Below are 17,203 nucleotides of genomic sequence, written 5' to 3'. Positions count from 1 at the left end.
CCGGCCGGCGCCGTTCTTGCGGGAAGGAAAAGGCGCGGCGGATTGCGCAATCCTGCAGAACGTGTTATGCTTTGCAAAAGGAGGTACGAGACAGTGGGCGAACTTTCACAATGTATCAACATCGGCAGCGTGCTGGAACGCCAGCTCGGGGAGGCGGGCATCCATACGCCGGAAGAGCTGGAGGAGGCCGGCAGCCGCGAAGCGTGGCTGCGTATCCGGTCGGCCGATCCTTCCGCGTGTTATAACCGCCTGTGCGCGCTTGAGGGCGCGGTTCGCGGCGTGCGCTGGCACGACCTGCCGTCCGGGGTAAAGGCGGAGCTGAAAGATTTTTACCAGCAAGCAAAATAAGTGAAGCAAAACAGGACGTCCAAAAGGACGTCCTGTTTTTGATTCCCCCGTGCTCTGGCCGATCCGTTACACATGCTTTACATTGGTATAGCTTGCAAGCCCGGAACTCGTCGTTTCAATATCTTCCACGGAAAACCCGTGGATATCCGCGTGCCCCGTGCACCGCGCAAACACCCGCAATTCCTCTGCCGAAGCGTCGAGGAAATTTGCTACGCGCTGCGCTCCCTTATCCACCGAAAGCCGCGCGCGCAGCTCCGGGTCCTGCGTGGCGATGCCCATCGGGCAGGTGCCCTTGTGGCACACGCGGTACCGCTGGCAGCCAAGCGCGATCAGCGCCGCCGATGCGACGGCAACTGCGTCCGCGCCCATAGCCAGCGCCTTTACAAAATCCCGGCTGGTACGCAGCCCCCCTGTGATTACGAGATCGATATCGAGCCCGTTTTCCCGCAGGTATTTTTTCGCGCGGTACAGCGCATACACGGTGGGGACGCTGCTCGCGTCCTTCAAAAACTTAGGCGAAGACCCCGTCGCCCCGCCGCGCCCATCCACCGTCACAAAGTCGGGCTGCGCGGGCGTGATGAACGCGAGGTCTTTTTCAATGTGCTCCGCTGCGATCTTCACGCCGATGGGCCGTCCGCCGCTGCGTTCCCGCAGCTGCGACACCAGCCGCTTCAAATCTTCCGGCGTATTGATCTCTTCAAAGCGGGACGGGCTTACGACATCCTGTCCCACCGGTTTCCCGCGCAGGGCGGCAATTTCAGGCGTTACCTTGTCGCCGGGCAGATGGCCCCCCATTCCCGGTTTGGTCCCCTGCCCGATTTTAATCTCAACCGCGTCCGCGCCGCGCAGGTTCTCATCCGTCACACAATAACGGTTGGGCACATATTCAAAGATATACCTGTATGCCGCCGCCTTTTCCTCCGGAAGGACGCCGCCCTCGCCGCTGCATATGGCAGTCTTTGCCATTGCGCTTCCCTTTGCGAGAGCAATCTTCGTTTCCCGCGAAAGCGCACCGAAGCTCATGTGGGAAACATAGACGGGGCTTTCGAGCACCATCGGCTGTTTCGCGTGTTTGCCGATCACAGTACGCAGACTTACCGGCGCGCCGTCATCAAGCGGCGGCGTCGCAAGCTGCGCCCCAAGAAGCACGATATCGTCAAAGCCGGGCACCGGCATTTGCGTTTCCATCGGCTCGGTGACCGATTTCCCCGTTTCCGCGAGCGTGTGGATCTCATCCAGCAGTCCTCCGTCGTGGTGCACGAATTCCTCCGGCCACGCCAGCGGGTTCAGTGGGTTTTTCTTTGGCGGTTTGGCTGCGGACGCATGGTCCGGGCCGCCCGCAGGCTCTCCGTCCTGCCCTTTATACATTGCTTTCGGCCCCATACAAACGGGGCATTCCCAGCCGTCGGGGAGCTCGGAAAACAAAACGCCTTCCGCATCCTCGTCATAGATATTGCCGCAAAGCGCGCACACATATTTTGCCACGATTCTCAATCCTCCCCTTTCCCGGACGATTAGTAATTTTCCGCTTTGATCTGGAAATATGCCTGCGGATGCGCGCATACCGGGCACATCTGCGGCGCCTTCGGACCAATCACAATATGTCCGCAGTTTGCGCACTGCCAGATACTGTCTCCGTCGCGCGAGAACACCAGCCCGTTTTCAAGGTTCTCCGCCAGCTTGCGGTAGCGTTCCTCATGCTCCTTCTCGATCTTCCCGACCATCTCGAACAGGAACGCGATACGGTCAAAGCCCTCTTCCTTTGCTTCTTTCGCAAAGGCCGCATACATATCCGTCCATTCATAATTTTCCCCGGCAGCCGCATCTTTCAGGTTGGCCGCCGTATCCGGGATATCCCCCTCGTGCAGGAGCTTGAACCAAATTTTCGCGTGCTCTTTTTCGTTCCCCGCCGTCTCTTCAAAAATAGCGGCGATCTGATTATACCCTTCCTTGCGCGCCTTGGACGCATAATAGGTATATTTGTTTCTTGCCTGAGATTCCCCCGCAAATGCCGCCTGCAGGTTGGCTTCCGTTTTCGTTCCTTTTAAATTTTCCATCTTATTGACCCCTTTTCTTTATTTTGCAGTCAGGGCACAGCCCGACAAATACAATCTCGTGATCGTCCACATCAAACCCGTGCTTGTCCGCGATCCGCCCTTCCAGCCCGGAAAGGTACGGCATATCCACATCGAAAACCCTGCCGCATTCCTTGCAGCGGATATGGTAATGCCTGTGCGTCATGGAATCGAAACGGTCCGCACCGCCGGGCAGGCGCACATGAGCGATGAGCCCGTCCTCCGACATCTTTTTCAGGTTCCGATAGACCGTTGCCCGGCTGATGGACGGGTGATCCTGAACGACCGCCTCATACACCTCTTCCGCCGTAGGATGATGCAGCTTCCTCGCCTGCTCCAATATGATATTTTTTTGCAGTGTGTTGCGCGTCTTCATTTCTGCTCCGTTATTGATATTAATTCTTATCTAATAAGATATATCAATAATTTGATTTTGTCAAGCCCTGAAACCATATTATATCAATGAAAAAGAGCGCGAACCTTGTCTGCTGCGCTTCTGCTTGTACTTCCTGCCGGATAATTCTATACTTATTTAATCTTTATATAGGGGTTATTTCATATGGTTATCGATGGAAATGAAAAAGAAACGCAGGCAATGCTTGCTTTTAACGCCGGGGACAGGCTTTAGCCCGTAAACTCGAGCAGAAGTTTCTCGGTCAGCTGAAAAAATGAAAGCGTCCGGCGGGGACCATTGCTCCTGCAAAGAGCCGTGCAGGCACCACGGCGACTGTGTATCCTGCGTTGCTATGCACCGTGCCCACCGGGACCATCTGCCGAACTGTTTTCATGATATGGTCAATGAAAGGCTGCTTTCCCTCTCTTCCCTGACCGAGCATTCGATCGCCGGTAAGCTGAAATAAGCGGCTTTATCCGGTTTTCCTGAAGGAGAGGCTTGCGCGCCTCTTCTTTTTTTGCGGCGGCCGTTCCATGCGGATGCTTTTCTGTTTTCTGCACGGAACGGCGCGTTTTATTTCCCGTCCTCCATGTGCATGGCGTCGCAAAACGGCTTATTGCCAGAGCCTCCGCACCGGCAAAGGGTCACGCGGTTCCTGACCTCGTATACCGTGCCGTCCTCTGCCTCGATCTCGATGCCGCCGCGCACCCACAGCGGGCCGTGTTTTCCTTCCGGCTCGTCCTCGACCACTGCAATCTCCCTGGGCAGCTTGGGCTCGATTTTTTTCCCGTCCTTCACGACTGTGAGCCGCCCGGACGGACAATCGCACGCCTGGCGGATGGCAAGCGCCTCGTTTTCCGCGCCGTTAATGAGCCTCCATGTGCTTCCTGCCGCGTCACAAAAGCGCGCCACCGCACACAGGCCTTCGTCGTCCATCAGCTCCATTCCGTCGCCGCAGTAAACGACCGCCGTATCGTCGTAGCTCATGTTGTCCGCCGTTTCCGTGCCGTCGAAGCCGTGCGTGTGGCTGCCGTCGCAAAAGGGCTTGTTTTTAGATTTCCCGCACCGGCACAGGTGATAGGTCTCTTCCGTTTTGAACGTTTTTCCATCCACCCAGCGCGTGGATTCGCCCGCTTCGTTTGCGCCGATCTTCATTTCCCGCAGCGGTACGTTCCCCGTGACCTCGTACGGCCCGTCCTTCAATACTTTGATACGCATATGCCTGACTCCTTGGACGTTATTTTTATATTTTATTACCTATACCCTTGCAAAAAGCAGGCTAAACATTCGTATCCCGCGCGAAAAGCGCGGAACAAAAAAGCAGGAGCCTGCTTTGGTTTCCCGCCCGCGGCTCCTGCCTCGTCCCGTTTATTTCGCGGCAACCGCCTGCCGCGCCGCTTCCGCGATATCTTCCGCGCGCATCCCGAATTTTTCCATCAGGAACGCCATTTGTCCGCCAGCGGCTCGAGCGCGTTGCTTTCCGTGATCTTCCCGTCAAGCTGCATTTTGTTGTAATCCGTAAAAGCGATCAGCCGTTCCAGTTTTTTATGCCCCGCATGCATCGCCGCTTTCCACACGAGGCCCTCGTCCGTTTCTCCGTCGCCGATCACCGCATAGGTGTATGCCCCGTTGTCCCTGAGCCGGGAACCGAGCGCTACGCCCGCCGCAGGCGCAGGTCCTCTCCGTCGAGCATGAGCACCGCGCACTCGCGCGATTCAAGCCGCGACGAGATGCGCTCGCCGTACCTTGCTTGCAGGTCCTCGACATTGGTGGCCACCGCCGTGTGCCTGCCCGCTTCTATCCTGCGGTTTAAAAGGTCGAACAGATATTCTGTGGTCACGTTCTGCGTCATTGGCTCGGTGCCGAGATCGTCGATCAGCAGCAGCTGCGCGTCCTGCAGGAAGGAAAGCGGCATCTCTTCGCCCATGCGGTGCCGGAAGAACGCGCCGAACAGCTCGCCCGCGCGGATGAGGCACACGTCCACGCCCTTTTCCCGCGCCGCCGCCGCGATGCACCGCAGCAAATAGGATTTCCCCAGCCCCGCCTTGCCGCGCAAAAGAAGGTTCAGGCGCGGGGTTTGGGGAAACGAGTCCACATATTTTTTGCAGATGCCGTAGGCAAGCTCCGCGAGCGATCGCTGCGTCCTGCCCATGGCAAGCTCCTTTTTCCCGTCGAACACGGACATGTCCGCGCGCCCGAAGCATTCGGCAACCGTGTCCACATCCACCGCGCCATAAATGGTTTGATAGACCTCGCGCAAAAAGCAGGTGCAGTATTTTCTGCCCACAAGGCCCGTATCCCGGCACGCCGCGCACGCATACGGAACCATCAGCCCCTTTTTGCGGGCGATCTCCTCCTGCCTGCGCTCGAGCTCCATGATCTCCGCATCGAACCCGGTAGCATCCTCCGCCAAAAAAGCGCGCTTCAGCTTTTCCGCAAGCAGCGCGCGCTTTTTTTCCTCAAGCCCCATGATCTGTGCGTCGCTTTTCATCCGGCGCTCGTTTTCCTGGTCGATCTTCGCGTGCCGGAAAGAAAAGTCCTCCAGCAGGTCGATCACAGTCTTATTCGCCATACAGCCGCTCCATATCCGCATATGCGTCCTGTTCGCGCTTCTTCTTTTCCTCGTCGGAATATTCGCGCTCCATCGTACCCGGCGCTTTGGCAAACAGGTTGCTCAAATTCTGTTTCTGTGCCTTTTCAAGCGTATCCACGCCTTCCTCCGCCCAGCGGTTTAAAACCTTCATCATGTATTCAAACGGCCGGTCTTTTAAGGAACTGTATTCTGCCGCATACAAAAGCACATCGTGCGAAAGCCCTTTTTCCTGCGTCAGCCGCAAATAGGTCCGCCGGTCTGCCTCGCCCACGGCGCGCTCCACGCCCGCGCTTTCGTAGACCTGCGTGATCTTGCGGTCGATGGTGTTTTGCTTGCGCAGGTATTTTTTGATCTCGTCCTCTGTCCCGAGGTTCTGCTGCTTCCAGTCCTTCAGGAAGCCGTCCACGGACTCGAAGCGGCGGCTGCCGATTTTCACGGACTGCGCGCACGCAAGCAGGATGATCTGCTGCGGGAAGCCCGCCGACCGCCATTCGTCGTAAAACTGCTCGTGCTTGGGGGCGACCACGATGCGCGAATATTTGAGCGCGGTCAATATTTCCTTGATATTGGCCCGGCGCTCCTTCTGCGCGGTGTAGAATTCATTTATCTTGCGGGAGGATGTGATGCCCCTGTCGTAAAGGGAGCGCAGGATCGCGTCGAGATATTTAAAGGGCTGGTCCTTGGAAAACTCCTTGCCCTTCATCACGAATTCGATCGCCTCGTGCGTGAAGCCCCATTTCTCTGTCCATTTATTGTAAAGGTCCATCTCGGTCTTGCCCGGGTATTTTCCGTGCAGGCCCATCAGCCGCATCAGCCGGTTTGCCCCGCCCGATACCGCTTTATAGCCTTCGATCTTCTGCTGCGCTTTTTCCAGGGTGTTGACGCCTTCCTCGCTCCAGCCCTCGGCCACCTTGTCGAGGTATGCCACGCTGATGCGGTTTCCGCGTTCCGCCACACAGTATTCCACCAATGCGAGCACCACTTCCTGCGGCAGGCCAAACACGTCGGTATAGTCGTAAATTTTGTTCAACTCCGCAGGTGAAAGGTCCCGGGCGAGGACCGTGCGCAGCATGTTGTTGAAATTCTGCATCTCATAAAGGGGCGCGCGCCGTTTTTTCGGCTCGTCCTCTTTTGTGGTGCTGTCCGGCATCACAAACGCATATTTGGCGCCGCTTTTTGTCATCTGGCCCTTGAGGCACCAATAGTTGAGCGCCGCCTCGATCTGTGAAGCCGTCATGTGCAGCTCCGCCTCGAGCTCCACGTCCGAAAGCTGCGTACCCGCGTTCGCGAGACACAGTCCGTACAGGTAGACCTTTACGTAATCCGCCGGCGCGTCGCACATATATTTTTTTAAAAATATGGTCGGAACGGGCGTCGTTGCCTGCTCGTCCAGCGTGAACTTAATCATTGACTACGCTTCCTTGCCCTGTTTTTTTGGCTTACAGAATTCCACGATCGCCTCGTTTACCTTATCCGGCTTTTCCTCGTTTACAAAGAAGCCGCAGTTCCGCACGGTGAGCGAGCTTGCCGCCGCCAGCGGAAACTGGAGGAATTCGCTCTTCTGGCCGCCGGTGATCTTGTCTTCCGCCCCGAGGATCACAAGCAGCGGGTTTTTTACGCTATGGATATTTTGCTTGATATCGTCGTCGATGAAATTGCCCACGCACATTTTCGCGATCACCTTGTAGTCGCGGTCCAAAAGGCCCATGGCGTATTCCTTGGCAACCTCGTCCGTAACGAGGGTCCTGTCGAAATAGCAGTCCTCGAGCACCCCGCGCACCCCGTTCTCCGAAAGCATCATCTTGCCCGCCGTCAGGCCAAGGATGGAGGGCAGGCCCTTTGTTTTGGCGACGCCGCCGCCGTTTGACGTGAGCATGGGCGAAATAAACACCAGCCGGCCCGCACGGTTCACATTGTGCATCACGAAATCCAGCACATAGGCCGCCGCTTCGCCAAAGGCGCAGAAGTGCGCCGCCGGAAGCTCCTGCACGTTCATAAAGGATTCGAGGGCAAGCGCAAATTCCTCGATGCTGTAGCTCATCTGCGGTTTCCCGGAAAATCCATGCCCCGGAAGGTCAATCGCATAAACATGGAAGGATTTTGCAAGCTCTTCAAAATTGTTGCGCCAGGCGTAGAGGGACTGGCCGATGCCATGCACCAGGATCAGAGGCTCGCCTTCGCCTCCTTCAAAATAATGCAGGGGCAGGCGGATGTCTTCTACTTCCTCTTTCCCGTGGTCGTCAATATAGGTATCGAACTCCACGTCGGCATATTCGCCAACGTGCTCCCTGTTGAGAAATTTTTTGATGCTGATCGGTTCAAACACTGCTGCTTCCTCCCAATATTAATGCAGGCATTCCTGTCGGTTATTCGTTTCCATGAGTATTTATTATTTTAGCATATCTGATTAGATTTTTGTAGCTATTTTGCGACGGTTTTTTCAAAGCGTACGCATGCAGGGCAGAAAGAATCTCGCCCACACGTTTTCCGGGCGGGATATGGAGTTCGCGCATCACGTCGCCGCCGTTCACGGCAAGCTGCCGCCGCGAGATGGGCGCGTCCGCTTCCTTAAGCTCCCGCAGCGTTTCCCGCCACTTCCCGGCGGAGGGCGCCGGATTCCCTTTTCCCGAACCGCAGAAGTCCGCTTCGCGCACATCCGCGAGACGTAAAAACTGCCGTTCCCCGAGCCGTGCGATCATACGCACCACAGCCTTGCGCCCGGCGCGGTTATCGAGGTCGAACATGTGGGCGCCCACCAGCGCGCATACTTCGTCCGCCGTCCCTTTATCGAAACGCAGGTCTTTAAGGGCCGACCGCGCAAGCGCGGCGCCCCTTTGATCGTGCCCGTACATTTTTCCCGTTTCGCGCAGCGCCGCCGGCTTGCCGATGTCGTGCAGCAGCGCCGCAAGCCGGGTCACAAGGTCTGCGGGCGCGCACGCGCATGCTTGCAGCGAATGCTCCAGCACGTCGTATGCGTGGTACTGCGCGTTTTGCTCCATGCCGTCTCCCTCCGCGAGCGCGGGGACGATACAGGAAAGCGCTCCCAGCTCCTTCAGCATGTGCAGACCGCGGAGTACGCCGTCTTTGCCGCCGTACTTCGCATCCGCCATGAGGATCTTCACGAATTCGTCGCGGACCCGTTCCCGCGAGATATCCGCAAGGCCGTTTATATGCGCCTTTGCGCACTCCCATGTGTCCCGCCCTACCGTGAAGCCAAGCTCCGCCGCAAAGCGCACCATGCGCAGGATGCGCAGCGCATCCTGCGTGAGCGTCTCCGGCGTCACCTGCTCGATAAGCTTTCCCGCCAGCGCCGCAATCCCGCGTCCAGTCGGGTCCGCGACCGTGCCGTCCGCCCCCATGTAAAGCGCGTTCACCGTAAAATCGCGGCGCAGCGCGTCTTCCCGGATGTCCTCCGTAAAGCGCACGTTCCGCGGCTTGTGTCCGCCCCCGCGTCCGTAGTTGTCACAGCGGAACGCCGTATATTCATACACATAAAGCGCATCCCCGAAGCGCTGCTTCACGACCGCCGTCCCAAGGCCATAGGTCCGTTCCTCAAGGGCGATCTCGGGAGCGGGCAGCGCGCAAAGCGCCTGCGGCGGGGCGGGCGAGGCAAGGTCAAGGTCCGTACCCGCAAGCCCGAGCAGGCTGTTGCGGGGATAGCCGCCTACCAGATAGCAGGGAGGCAGGCCCGCTTCGCTCCAGATTGTAAAAAAACGTTCGATGTGTGCTTCCATTTCCTTCCGCCTGACTCTTTTCCTTGTGGGCTGGACATTAAGGGTTCTGTTTCGCTTCGCAAGGCAGCCGCCGGACGGCCGCAACCTCCCTCTCGCCTCCGGCCCGGTCAAGTTCAGTCAAATTGGACTTTCCATGCACCGCAGGAAAGCAGGGGCCTCTTTGTAAGCCGCCCGCTTAAAACGTTTCCCCCTCGAACACATACGCCGCCGCGCCCGTCATGAAGGCGTGTCCGTCCGGCGCAAGCTCGATGTGCAGCACGCCCGCCTGTACGTGCATATCGATCTCGTTTGCGGCAAGGCCCTTTTTGTGCAGGAGCGCCGCGCACCCCGCCGCGCCTGTGCCGCAGGCGAGCGTCCTGCCCGCGCCGCGTTCCCATGTGCGCATCTGAGCGGTGTGCCGGTCGATGAGCCGTACAAAGTTCACATTGGTCCCGCGCGGGAACAGCGGGTCTTTTTCGATGCGCGGGCCGGCGGTGCCGATCTCCGCAGTTTCAAGTTCGTCCGTCAGGACCAGCGTGTGCGGCACGCCGCAGAGCACGCTCGCCGCGCGCTGCCCGCACACCTCAAAGTCGAGCGGATCGTCCGCCAGCACGGGAACGTCCGCCGCCGCGAAGGAGGGCACGCCCATATCCACCCGCACCGCCGCCACCTCGCCGTTTTCTACGACAAGCCGCGGCCGCACTACGCCCGCAAGCGTTTCGATCGCCATGTCCGGCGTTTTTACGATTCCTTTATCATATACATAGCGGGCGAAGCAGCGCACGCCGTTGCCGCACATCTCCGCTTCCGACCCGTCGGCATTGATGATGCGCATCTTTACGTCCGCAATTTCGCTCGGCTCCACCAGGAGCAGTCCGTCCGCGCCTACCGAAAGACGCCGCCTGCACAGGCCGCGCGCCAATCCGGCGGGGTCCGCAGCCCGCTCTTCAATTACAATAAAATCATTTCCCAGTCCGTGCATTTTCGTGATATGCATGCTTTACACCTCACTGCTCTTAACCTGATTCCCCGCTCTTTTCAAATAAGAAGCCCTTCACAAGGGCAGGGGGCAATCGCCCCACGCGGAGTTTTGGCCCTTCGGCCAAAACGAAGAGGAGGGACGCGCGGCGGCCGATTGTGAATTCTTCTTTAACTTCTCATATTATATCACATTCCCGCCGCGTTTTATGGTACAATAGATTAAAATCGGAAGATTCCGTTTTACGGGGTAGACACATGTACATGAGACCTTCGCGCCGGAAGAAGCGGCGCAGACTCGCAAACCTCATCATTTTAATTGCAATCATCGCGGCTGCGGCAGTGGGCGTGTTTTTCCTGCTGTCCAACTTTACGGATATCGAGCTGTTCAGCCCGCTGCTGAAAGAGACCGAGACCGTCCTGCCGCAAAGCGTACAGGCAAACGAGAACGGCATTCTCTACGAGGAAGATGGCACGCTTTATTTAAAGGACCAGAAGGGCGGCGCCCTGTGGGACCTGAAGCTTGAGCCTGCAGATGCGAAATATACCCAATCCCCCTCCCTTATCTGCACCTGGTCGCAGGCCAATTTGCAGGCGCTCTCTTACACCAAGGAACAGCTGTTCACTGCGGCGGTCGCCTCGGATATCATAGACGTGCGCTGCGGAAAAGAAACGGTCGCCGTTTTAACGGGTGCGGCGGACGAATCGTCGGGCCAGACGTTCTACTATCTTACGCTGTTTAACGGCAAGGGAGAGCAGGCCGGGCAGATCGAGTTCAAAACGCGCCAGGTGATCGATTTTGGCTTTACCGGGGACAGCGATATGCTGTGGTCGCTTTCGCTCGACACCTCGAACGTGGTCCCCGTTTCGTATATCTCTACCTATAAATCCGACGGCTCGCCCACCAGCAGCATTGAAAACAATACGCAGGTGATCGAGCACGTGTACGTTACATCAGACACAATTTTTGCTTCCGGGACGAATAACCTCTTTTCCTACAACTATTTCGGGGAAAAGCAGGGAGAGGCCCTGATCTACGGCTGGAAGCCCGAGGCGTGGAGCACCGGGGGCGCCGCGCTGGAGCTTGCCTATGTGCCGCGCGGCCAGGAGGTTTCGCTTCCGGCGGCAAAGCTGTTCTCTGGCGACCTCGCGGAAAGGATCCTTTATTTGCCGCAGAAAGCATTTGCGGTTGCCGTCACGCAGAACCAGTTTTATGTCTACACGCCAAACGCGGTCATGACGTATCAGCTTTCGGGCGAACTTGTGAAAACGACAAAATTGGATTATACTTTAACAGCTGCAAAACAGCTTTCCGATACCCTGGCCGTCTGTTGGGACAAGGAAGGCAAAAGCTATTTGATGCAGCTTAATTAAACCGGAGGACGCATGGATATCATCAACCTCAACTGGATCATATTATTTTTGATCGCAATCTATATTTTGCAGGGGCTCCACAAGGGTTTCCTGATCTCGGTCGCAAACACGGTGGGAATGGCCGTTTCGTGGCTCGTGGGCTTCCTCTTTTCGCCCCTTATGTCGCAGGCCATTGCAAAGGGCTCTTTTTACCAGTTCCTGTATTACTTTACCAACGGGGTCGATCAATTGCAGGCCTCGGGCAACCTTGCGGTGACCAGCCTCTCGCAGACACAGATCGGCGATATCGTAACGAATGCGGGGCTTCCGTTCCCGTTCGACCAGCTGGTGGCGGATAACATGACGAACCATGTGTTCGAGGCGCAGGGCTTCCACACCGTATCGGAATATTTCGGCCATACCATCACCAGCGTCGTTGTGAATATCTTTTCGTTCCTGGTCATTTACCTTGTCGCGCGCATCGTAATCTCGCTGCTCGTCAACGCGGTTAACTATGCGTCGCCCCTTCCCGTCCTGCGCAGGTGCGATTCCCTTGCAGGCGGCGCGGTTGGCGCGGTGCGCGGGTTCTTTGGCATGTTTGCGCTGTTCATGGTGATCCCCGTGATCCTGATCTCCATGCCCGCGGATTTTATGACTCCCATCCTGAACGATTCTTCCATGGCTGCCTTTTTCTACCACTCGAACTTTTTACTGCGCGGAATTTCGGGGATGGTTTAGGCAAAGCTTGCCTTTTCCGGACCCTGCGCCCGCCGCAGGGTCTTTTTTATGCGCCCCACATGCGAAGCCGCTTGACAGGCGTATCTTTTTTTACTAAAATAGTTCATTAATGAACCGTTTTTTTTGAAACTATTTGGAGGAACCCTGCATGACCGGGTATGATGAAAAACATCTGCGGCCGCTGCTTTATTTAAGCCGCAAGCTGAAAAAGCTGTACGGGAAGAAATGCGCGGAGGCGGGAAGCGCTTTTGGCCTTGCACAGTGTGAAATGGACGTGCTCCTTTTCCTCGCCAACAACAGGGGGTTCGATACGGCGATGGACGTGGTGAAGTACCGCTCCGTTTCCAAGGCGCTTGTTTCCAAGGCTGTGGAATCGCTTGCGGCGCGGGGCTACCTCAGGACGCACACCGATCCGGGGGACAGGCGGTATACGCATCTTGTGCTCACGGACGAAGCCGCGCCCGCGGTGCGCGCATTGCAGGGGGCGCAGGCGGCGTTTGTGGAAATCCTGAAAAACGAGACCACGCCGGAGGAACGTGCCGTGATGGCGGCCGTCCTGGGCCGGCTGTGTCAAAAATTTGAAAACGATTGAGGGGACAGTACATGGAAAACCGGATCGAGACCGACCTTGGGCAGGGCAGCGTCGGCAAGCTCCTGCTCAGGCTTGCGGTGCCCACGGTAACCGCGCAGGTCGTAAACGTACTCTATAATATGGTGGACCGTATGTATATCGGCCACATCGAAGGGATCGGCGCGCAGGCGCTCACAGGGGTGGGCGTGTGCATGCCGCTGATTATGATTATCTCCGCCTTTGCGGCGCTGGCGGGCATGGGCGGTTCTCCCCGCGCATCCATCATGATGGGCCGGGGCGACCATCCGGCGGCGGAAAAGATTCTCGGCAACTGCACAACCCTGATGCTGGTCCTCGCGGGAGCGCTTACGGCGGTGTTCCTTGCCTTCGGGCGGGATATGCTGCTCGCATTCGGGGCGAGCGGCGATACCATTGGCTATGCGATGCAATACATGCCCATTTACGCCTGCGGTACGGTGTTCGTGCAGATCGCCCTCGGGCTTAATTCCTTTATCACGGCGCAGGGCTTTGCCAAAACGAGCATGATTACGGTCCTGATCGGCGCGGTCATCAACATCATTCTCGACCCCGTCTTTATCTTCGGCTTTCATATGGGAGTCCGCGGCGCGGCCGTCGCAACGGTAATCTCACAGGCGGTGTCCTGCTTCTGGGTGCTGTCCTTCCTCTCGGGAAAACGCGCGGTCATTCGCCTGCGTCCGAACAACATGAAGCTCAGTGCTTCCGTAATCCTGCCGTGCATCCTGCTCGGCTTGTCGCCCTTCATTATGCAGGCGACGGAAAGCATTATCGCCGTGTGTTTCAACGCGTCACTGCAAACGTACGGCGGGGATACCGCCGTCGGCGCCATGACCATCCTTACAACGGTGATGCAGTTTTCCATGCTGCCCCTGATGGGGCTTTCGCAGGGCGCGCAGCCCATCATCAGCTTTAACTTCGGCGCACGCAGCGCGGCGCGGGTAAAAAAGGCCTTCCAGCTTCTTTTGATCGTCAGCGTCGCTTATTCCGCGGCGTTGTGGGCGGCCGCCATGCTTGCGCCGCAGGCGCTCGTTTCCATCTTTACGCACGATCCGGTGCTTTCGCAGGCCGCCGTTTACGCCATGCGTATCTATATGGGCGTATCGGTAGTATTTGGCGTGCAGATTGCCTGCCAGCAAACGTTTATTGCCATCGGCAACGCGAAAACTTCGCTGTTCCTCGCGGTCCTGCGCAAGATTATCCTGCTGATCCCGCTCATTTACATCATGCCCATGCTTTTGCCCGACCCGGTGACGGCCGTCTTTTCGGCGGAGCCCGTGGCGGACGCGATCGCCGTGGCGACAACCGCCGTCCTATTTGCCGTCCAGTTCCGCCGGGCAATGAAGCGGCTGGCGGAGCCGGAGGGCACCCTTCCGCAGGAGCCTAAGGGCGCGCCTGCGCAGTAGGTACGCGGGCGGTCCGCCCAGTTCCGCCGATTAAAATTCCAGCCGCCCTTTGCGTCCCGTGCCGGGATACAGTATAATGAGATTTAAGATTACCAAGGACAAGGGAGGGATCTGCGTGGAAGATTTGCTGCACGGCCTGAACGAGGCGCAGCGTGAGGCCGTGACGACAACGGAGGGCTTTGTGCGCGTGATCGCGGGGGCCGGTTCCGGCAAGACCCGCGCCCTTTCCCGGCGGTTTGCTTACCTTGTGAACGAGATCGGCATCCTGCCCGGCAATATCCTTTGCGTTACCTTCACCAACAAATCCGCCGGCGAAATGCGCCAGCGCATCCATAATTTGACCGGCGATAACGACACCGGATACATCAACACCTTCCACGGCTTCTGTGTTTCCGTTTTGCAGGAAGACAGCCATGCCGTGCAGTATCCCAAAAGCTTTTTGGTACTGGACAATTCCGATATCGATGCGATGCTGAAAATCATTTACGAGGAGCGGGGCCTGACGCTTCGCAACATGACCTTCGGCAAGGCGCGGGATATGATCGAGCTCCGCAAGACCTTCACGGAAAAGGATTATTACCTGGACATGATTCCTATGTCCCTTGCGGCCCTGAAACAAAAATACGACGACGCCGTCTCGGCTTCCGACATTATATTCTACGGCTACCTGTATCAGGAAAGGAAGTGCTTTGGCCTCGATTACAACGACCTGATTAATTTTTCGCTCTATATTTTCCGGCAGAACGAGGATATCCGCCTCAAATGGCAAAAAAGGCTGGAATACATTATGATCGATGAATTCCAGGATATCGACGCGTTGCAGTACCAGCTGATGGAGGTGCTGTGCGGCCACCACAAAAACCTGTTTATCGTCGGCGATCCAGACCAGACGATCTATACCTGGCGCGGAGCCGACGTGCGGTACCTTCTGGATTTTGACAAAGCGTTTCCACAGGCCAAGACCATCCTGATGATGCAAAACTACCGCTCAACGCCGCAAATCCTGTCCGTTGCCAATTCCCTCATCGGCCGCAACCGGAGCCGCATCAAAAAGGACCTGCTGCCGACGCTGCCGGCGGGCGCGCCTGTCGTTTGCCACCATGCCGATACCGCGCAGGCCGAGGCCGCATGGATCGCGGAGCAGATCGGCGCGCTTACGGCCAGGGGCGCGGCCTGCCGGGAGATCACGATTCTCTACCGCGCACACTATATTACACGCACCTTGGAAGAGGTGTTTATAAAAGAAAAAATTCCTTATGTCATTTACAGCGGCATCCAGTTTTTCGGACGAATGGAGATCAAGGACGCGCTTTCTTATTTGCGTATGGCCGCCTATCAGGACGATCTTTCCTTCCTGCGGATCGCCAATACGCCGCGGCGCAACCTGGGACAGCGGCGGATAGAATTTTTACAGGAATATGCGGCGCAGAACCAGTGCTCCCTTTATACGGCGCTCCGCCGGACTATCGACCACGACGTCTTCAAGGGAACGAAGGCGGCGCAGTTCATTTCCCTGGTTGAATCATTTTCCTCCGGGCAGGAAGGACGGCCCATTTCGGAAGTGTTGTCGGCCATCCTCAATGAGAGCGGTTACGAGAAAATGCTCCGCACCGAGGGCAGCCAGGAACGTCTCGACAATTTAGCGGAACTGAAGCAATCCGTCTATGAATACGAAACCTCCTGCGGTGAGGAATGCACAATGGAGCATTACCTTGCCCACGTGGCGCTGTTTTCAAACGGCGACGCGGCGGACATTCGCGACAAGGTTAAGCTGATGACCGTTCATGCGGCCAAAGGACTGGAATTTCCTTATGTCTTCCTCTGCGGCATGAACGAAGGCATTTTCCCCTCGAGGAAAACAAATTCCTTAGAGGGAATGGAGGAAGAACGGCGGCTGGCCTTTGTGGCCATGACGCGGGCGGAAAAAGCACTGTACCTCTCAGGAGCCGGCGGCAGAAATTTTGACGGCTCGCCCCGCTATCCTTCCCGTTTCCTGCTGGATATCGACCCGGCGCTGCTTTCCTTTACGAAGCCGCCGCGCGAAGGACTCATCGCCGAGGCGCGCGACTATATCGCCCTCAGCAGCCGCTGGCTTAAGGAAGATGCGCAAAGGCAGCCCCTTGCCGTCGGGCAGCGGGTAAAGCACAGCATCTTCGGCTGCGGCGTGGTCGTGGATGTGGACGCTGCAAAGGCAGCCCACATCGTCCAGTTCGACAAAATAGGGACCCCCCGCGCGATCTCCTTCCGGGCAAAGCTTGACAAGTGCTGAACGTAAAAAACCGCTGTCCGCAGCGGGAAAACAGTGGTTCTGGTTATATTCAGCGCAGGCTCCGGATCTGTTTGGTTCGCAGGGGCTTCCGTTCCATCTTCCCGCGTTCAAACATACGGCAGGAAAGAAAAAACGAAAAAGGCAGCGCGCACGCCGCCGCAAACGGCAGAATGACAAGCAGCGTACCGGTCCCATCCTTCGGCATCTCTAAAAAGTATTTTGCCAGCGCCATAAACAGGAACACTCCCAGCGCGGTGACAAAAATCCTGCTCTTTTCAATGCCAAACCGATAAACAAACGGCAGCTGTGCCGCAATTGCGATAAGCGTCGTACAAATGATCCCAAGTGCTGTTTTTGCATCTTCACTGGCGGGTTCGATAAACCCCGCGAAAGAGAATAGGGCCGTACAGGCCAACCCAAGCGCCGCCCCCGCGCTCATCAGGATAAACCCAAACAGGTATTTTGACAGAACAATCTGTCTTTTGGTACGGGGCAGGGTCAGCGCATAGCTTTCCCAATGTGCGTTGCAGTCATAGGTAAACGACACAAGGCTCATCATTCCTCCGAACATTGCGCAAAGCCCAATCGAAAAACCCGCCGCGACCGGCATTCCCGAAAGATTCATCATAATCACGAAAGCAAGCAGGATGGCAAGGCAAAAAAACAGATATTCTCTGGTAAACAGAAATTCTTTTACGATCAGGCCTTTCATTGGCTTTTCCTCCGAAG

18 protein-coding genes are annotated in these 17,203 nt (G+C 57.0%); 7 read left to right on the top strand and 11 right to left on the bottom strand.

All coding sequences use genetic code 11. The annotated features are described in order from the left end of the window. The first annotated feature begins 93 nt into the window (after positions 1-93). Positions 94-348 (top strand): TfoX/Sxy family protein, encoded by a 255-nt coding sequence (locus tag B1H56_RS11385; protein ID WP_066519878.1) that lies wholly within the window; start codon positions 94-96, stop codon positions 346-348. Between the two features lie 66 nt (positions 349-414). Here B1H56_RS11385 and B1H56_RS11380 read toward each other — a convergent pair whose 3' ends face one another. The 3 genes from B1H56_RS11380 to B1H56_RS11370 are packed head-to-tail and all read right to left on the bottom strand — an operon-like array spanning position 415 to position 2,799. Then, the gene (locus B1H56_RS11380) at positions 415-1,833 is read right to left on the bottom strand and encodes a glutamate synthase-related protein (RefSeq protein ID WP_066519876.1); all 1,419 of its coding nucleotides are present in this window, start codon (positions 1,831-1,833) and stop codon (positions 415-417) included. Between the two features lie 29 nt (positions 1,834-1,862). Next, entirely contained in the window at positions 1,863-2,405 is a 543-nt protein-coding gene (rbr, locus tag B1H56_RS11375; RefSeq protein WP_066519872.1) for a rubrerythrin, read from the bottom strand. A 1-nt stretch (position 2,406) separates the two neighbouring features. Further along, positions 2,407-2,799: a Fur family transcriptional regulator gene (locus B1H56_RS11370; protein ID WP_066519869.1), complete on the bottom strand. Its 393-nt coding sequence runs from the start codon at positions 2,797-2,799 to the stop codon at positions 2,407-2,409. Between the two features lie 292 nt (positions 2,800-3,091). On the opposite strand from B1H56_RS11370, the gene B1H56_RS14645 reads away from it, so the two are divergent. Beyond that, on the top strand, positions 3,092-3,283 hold the full coding sequence (locus B1H56_RS14645) for a hypothetical protein (RefSeq protein WP_147554691.1): 192 nt from the start codon (positions 3,092-3,094) through the stop codon (positions 3,281-3,283). A 107-nt stretch (positions 3,284-3,390) separates the two neighbouring features. On the opposite strand, the gene B1H56_RS11360 is transcribed toward B1H56_RS14645, so the two are convergent. From B1H56_RS11360 to dapF, 7 genes are all read right to left on the bottom strand, one after another. After that, positions 3,391-4,035: a CDGSH iron-sulfur domain-containing protein gene (locus B1H56_RS11360; protein WP_066519865.1), complete on the bottom strand. Its 645-nt coding sequence runs from the start codon at positions 4,033-4,035 to the stop codon at positions 3,391-3,393. A 218-nt stretch (positions 4,036-4,253) separates the two neighbouring features. Next, positions 4,254-4,523 carry a thiamine pyrophosphate-binding protein gene (locus B1H56_RS14995; protein WP_207644461.1) on the bottom strand — a complete coding sequence of 90 codons (270 nt, stop codon included), beginning with the start codon at positions 4,521-4,523 and terminating at the stop codon, positions 4,254-4,256. Beyond that, a complete protein-coding gene (locus tag B1H56_RS11350; protein ID WP_066519859.1) occupies positions 4,472-5,389 on the bottom strand; it encodes an ATP-binding protein in 918 nt (305 codons plus the stop codon). The genes B1H56_RS14995 and B1H56_RS11350 overlap by 52 nt, the downstream gene beginning before the upstream one ends. Then, positions 5,379-6,818 (bottom strand): DnaD domain-containing protein, encoded by a 1,440-nt coding sequence (locus tag B1H56_RS11345; RefSeq protein ID WP_066519849.1) that lies wholly within the window; start codon positions 6,816-6,818, stop codon positions 5,379-5,381. The genes B1H56_RS11350 and B1H56_RS11345 overlap by 11 nt, the downstream gene beginning before the upstream one ends. Positions 6,819-6,821: 3 nt before the next feature. Then, on the bottom strand, positions 6,822-7,736 hold the full coding sequence (locus tag B1H56_RS11340; protein ID WP_066519843.1) for an alpha/beta fold hydrolase: 915 nt from the start codon (positions 7,734-7,736) through the stop codon (positions 6,822-6,824). Positions 7,737-7,776: 40 nt separating this feature from the next. Then, positions 7,777-9,144: a CCA tRNA nucleotidyltransferase gene (locus tag B1H56_RS11335; protein ID WP_066519837.1), complete on the bottom strand. Its 1,368-nt coding sequence runs from the start codon at positions 9,142-9,144 to the stop codon at positions 7,777-7,779. 175 nt (positions 9,145-9,319) lie between these two features. Further along, positions 9,320-10,120, bottom strand: coding sequence for a diaminopimelate epimerase (gene dapF, locus B1H56_RS11330; protein ID WP_066519829.1), 801 nt, complete (start codon positions 10,118-10,120; stop codon positions 9,320-9,322). A 239-nt stretch (positions 10,121-10,359) separates the two neighbouring features. Here dapF and B1H56_RS11325 point away from each other — a divergent pair, with 239 nt between their 5' ends. From B1H56_RS11325 to B1H56_RS11305, 5 genes are all read left to right on the top strand, one after another. Next, positions 10,360-11,475 carry a hypothetical protein gene (locus B1H56_RS11325; RefSeq protein ID WP_066519826.1) on the top strand — a complete coding sequence of 372 codons (1,116 nt, stop codon included), beginning with the start codon at positions 10,360-10,362 and terminating at the stop codon, positions 11,473-11,475. 12 nt (positions 11,476-11,487) lie between these two features. Then, positions 11,488-12,192: a CvpA family protein gene (locus tag B1H56_RS11320; RefSeq protein ID WP_066519824.1), complete on the top strand. Its 705-nt coding sequence runs from the start codon at positions 11,488-11,490 to the stop codon at positions 12,190-12,192. 148 nt (positions 12,193-12,340) lie between these two features. Next, entirely contained in the window at positions 12,341-12,784 is a 444-nt protein-coding gene (locus B1H56_RS11315; RefSeq protein ID WP_066519821.1) for a MarR family winged helix-turn-helix transcriptional regulator, read from the top strand. 11 nt (positions 12,785-12,795) lie between these two features. Continuing rightward, positions 12,796-14,205 (top strand): MATE family efflux transporter, encoded by a 1,410-nt coding sequence (locus tag B1H56_RS11310; protein ID WP_066519819.1) that lies wholly within the window; start codon positions 12,796-12,798, stop codon positions 14,203-14,205. Between the two features lie 76 nt (positions 14,206-14,281). After that, complete coding sequence (locus tag B1H56_RS11305; protein WP_187161454.1) at positions 14,282-16,474, top strand: ATP-dependent helicase; 2,193 nt, start codon at positions 14,282-14,284, stop codon at positions 16,472-16,474. Positions 16,475-16,523: 49 nt separating this feature from the next. On the opposite strand, the gene B1H56_RS11300 is transcribed toward B1H56_RS11305, so the two are convergent. Further along, positions 16,524-17,186 (bottom strand): ABC-2 transporter permease, encoded by a 663-nt coding sequence (locus B1H56_RS11300; RefSeq protein WP_066519817.1) that lies wholly within the window; start codon positions 17,184-17,186, stop codon positions 16,524-16,526. Positions 17,187-17,203: the final 17 nt, after the last annotated feature.

The organism is Christensenella minuta (genome assembly GCF_003628755.1).
Lineage (GTDB): Bacteria > Bacillota > Clostridia > Christensenellales > Christensenellaceae > Christensenella > Christensenella minuta.
This window is presented reverse-complemented; position numbering and strand designations above follow the sequence as displayed.

Excerpts from the sequence above, each read along its gene's own strand:
- rbr (WP_066519872.1), bottom strand. The coding sequence starts at position 2,405 with ATGGAAAATTTAAAAGGAACGAAAACGGAAGCCAACCTGCAGGCGGCA.
- B1H56_RS11370 (WP_066519869.1), bottom strand. The coding sequence starts at position 2,799 with ATGAAGACGCGCAACACACTGCAAAAAAATATCATATTGGAGCAGGCG.
- B1H56_RS14645 (WP_147554691.1), top strand. The coding sequence starts at position 3,092 with ATGAAAGCGTCCGGCGGGGACCATTGCTCCTGCAAAGAGCCGTGCAGG.
- B1H56_RS11360 (WP_066519865.1), bottom strand. The coding sequence starts at position 4,035 with ATGCGTATCAAAGTATTGAAGGACGGGCCGTACGAGGTCACGGGGAAC.
- B1H56_RS11350 (WP_066519859.1), bottom strand. The coding sequence starts at position 5,389 with ATGGCGAATAAGACTGTGATCGACCTGCTGGAGGACTTTTCTTTCCGG.
- B1H56_RS11345 (WP_066519849.1), bottom strand. The coding sequence starts at position 6,818 with ATGATTAAGTTCACGCTGGACGAGCAGGCAACGACGCCCGTTCCGACC.
- B1H56_RS11335 (WP_066519837.1), bottom strand. The coding sequence starts at position 9,144 with ATGGAAGCACACATCGAACGTTTTTTTACAATCTGGAGCGAAGCGGGC.
- dapF (WP_066519829.1), bottom strand. The coding sequence starts at position 10,120 with ATGCATATCACGAAAATGCACGGACTGGGAAATGATTTTATTGTAATT.
- B1H56_RS11325 (WP_066519826.1), top strand. The coding sequence starts at position 10,360 with ATGTACATGAGACCTTCGCGCCGGAAGAAGCGGCGCAGACTCGCAAAC.
- B1H56_RS11320 (WP_066519824.1), top strand. The coding sequence starts at position 11,488 with ATGGATATCATCAACCTCAACTGGATCATATTATTTTTGATCGCAATC.
- B1H56_RS11315 (WP_066519821.1), top strand. The coding sequence starts at position 12,341 with ATGACCGGGTATGATGAAAAACATCTGCGGCCGCTGCTTTATTTAAGC.
- B1H56_RS11310 (WP_066519819.1), top strand. The coding sequence starts at position 12,796 with ATGGAAAACCGGATCGAGACCGACCTTGGGCAGGGCAGCGTCGGCAAG.
- B1H56_RS11305 (WP_187161454.1), top strand. The coding sequence starts at position 14,282 with ATGAGATTTAAGATTACCAAGGACAAGGGAGGGATCTGCGTGGAAGAT.
- B1H56_RS11300 (WP_066519817.1), bottom strand. The coding sequence starts at position 17,186 with ATGAAAGGCCTGATCGTAAAAGAATTTCTGTTTACCAGAGAATATCTG.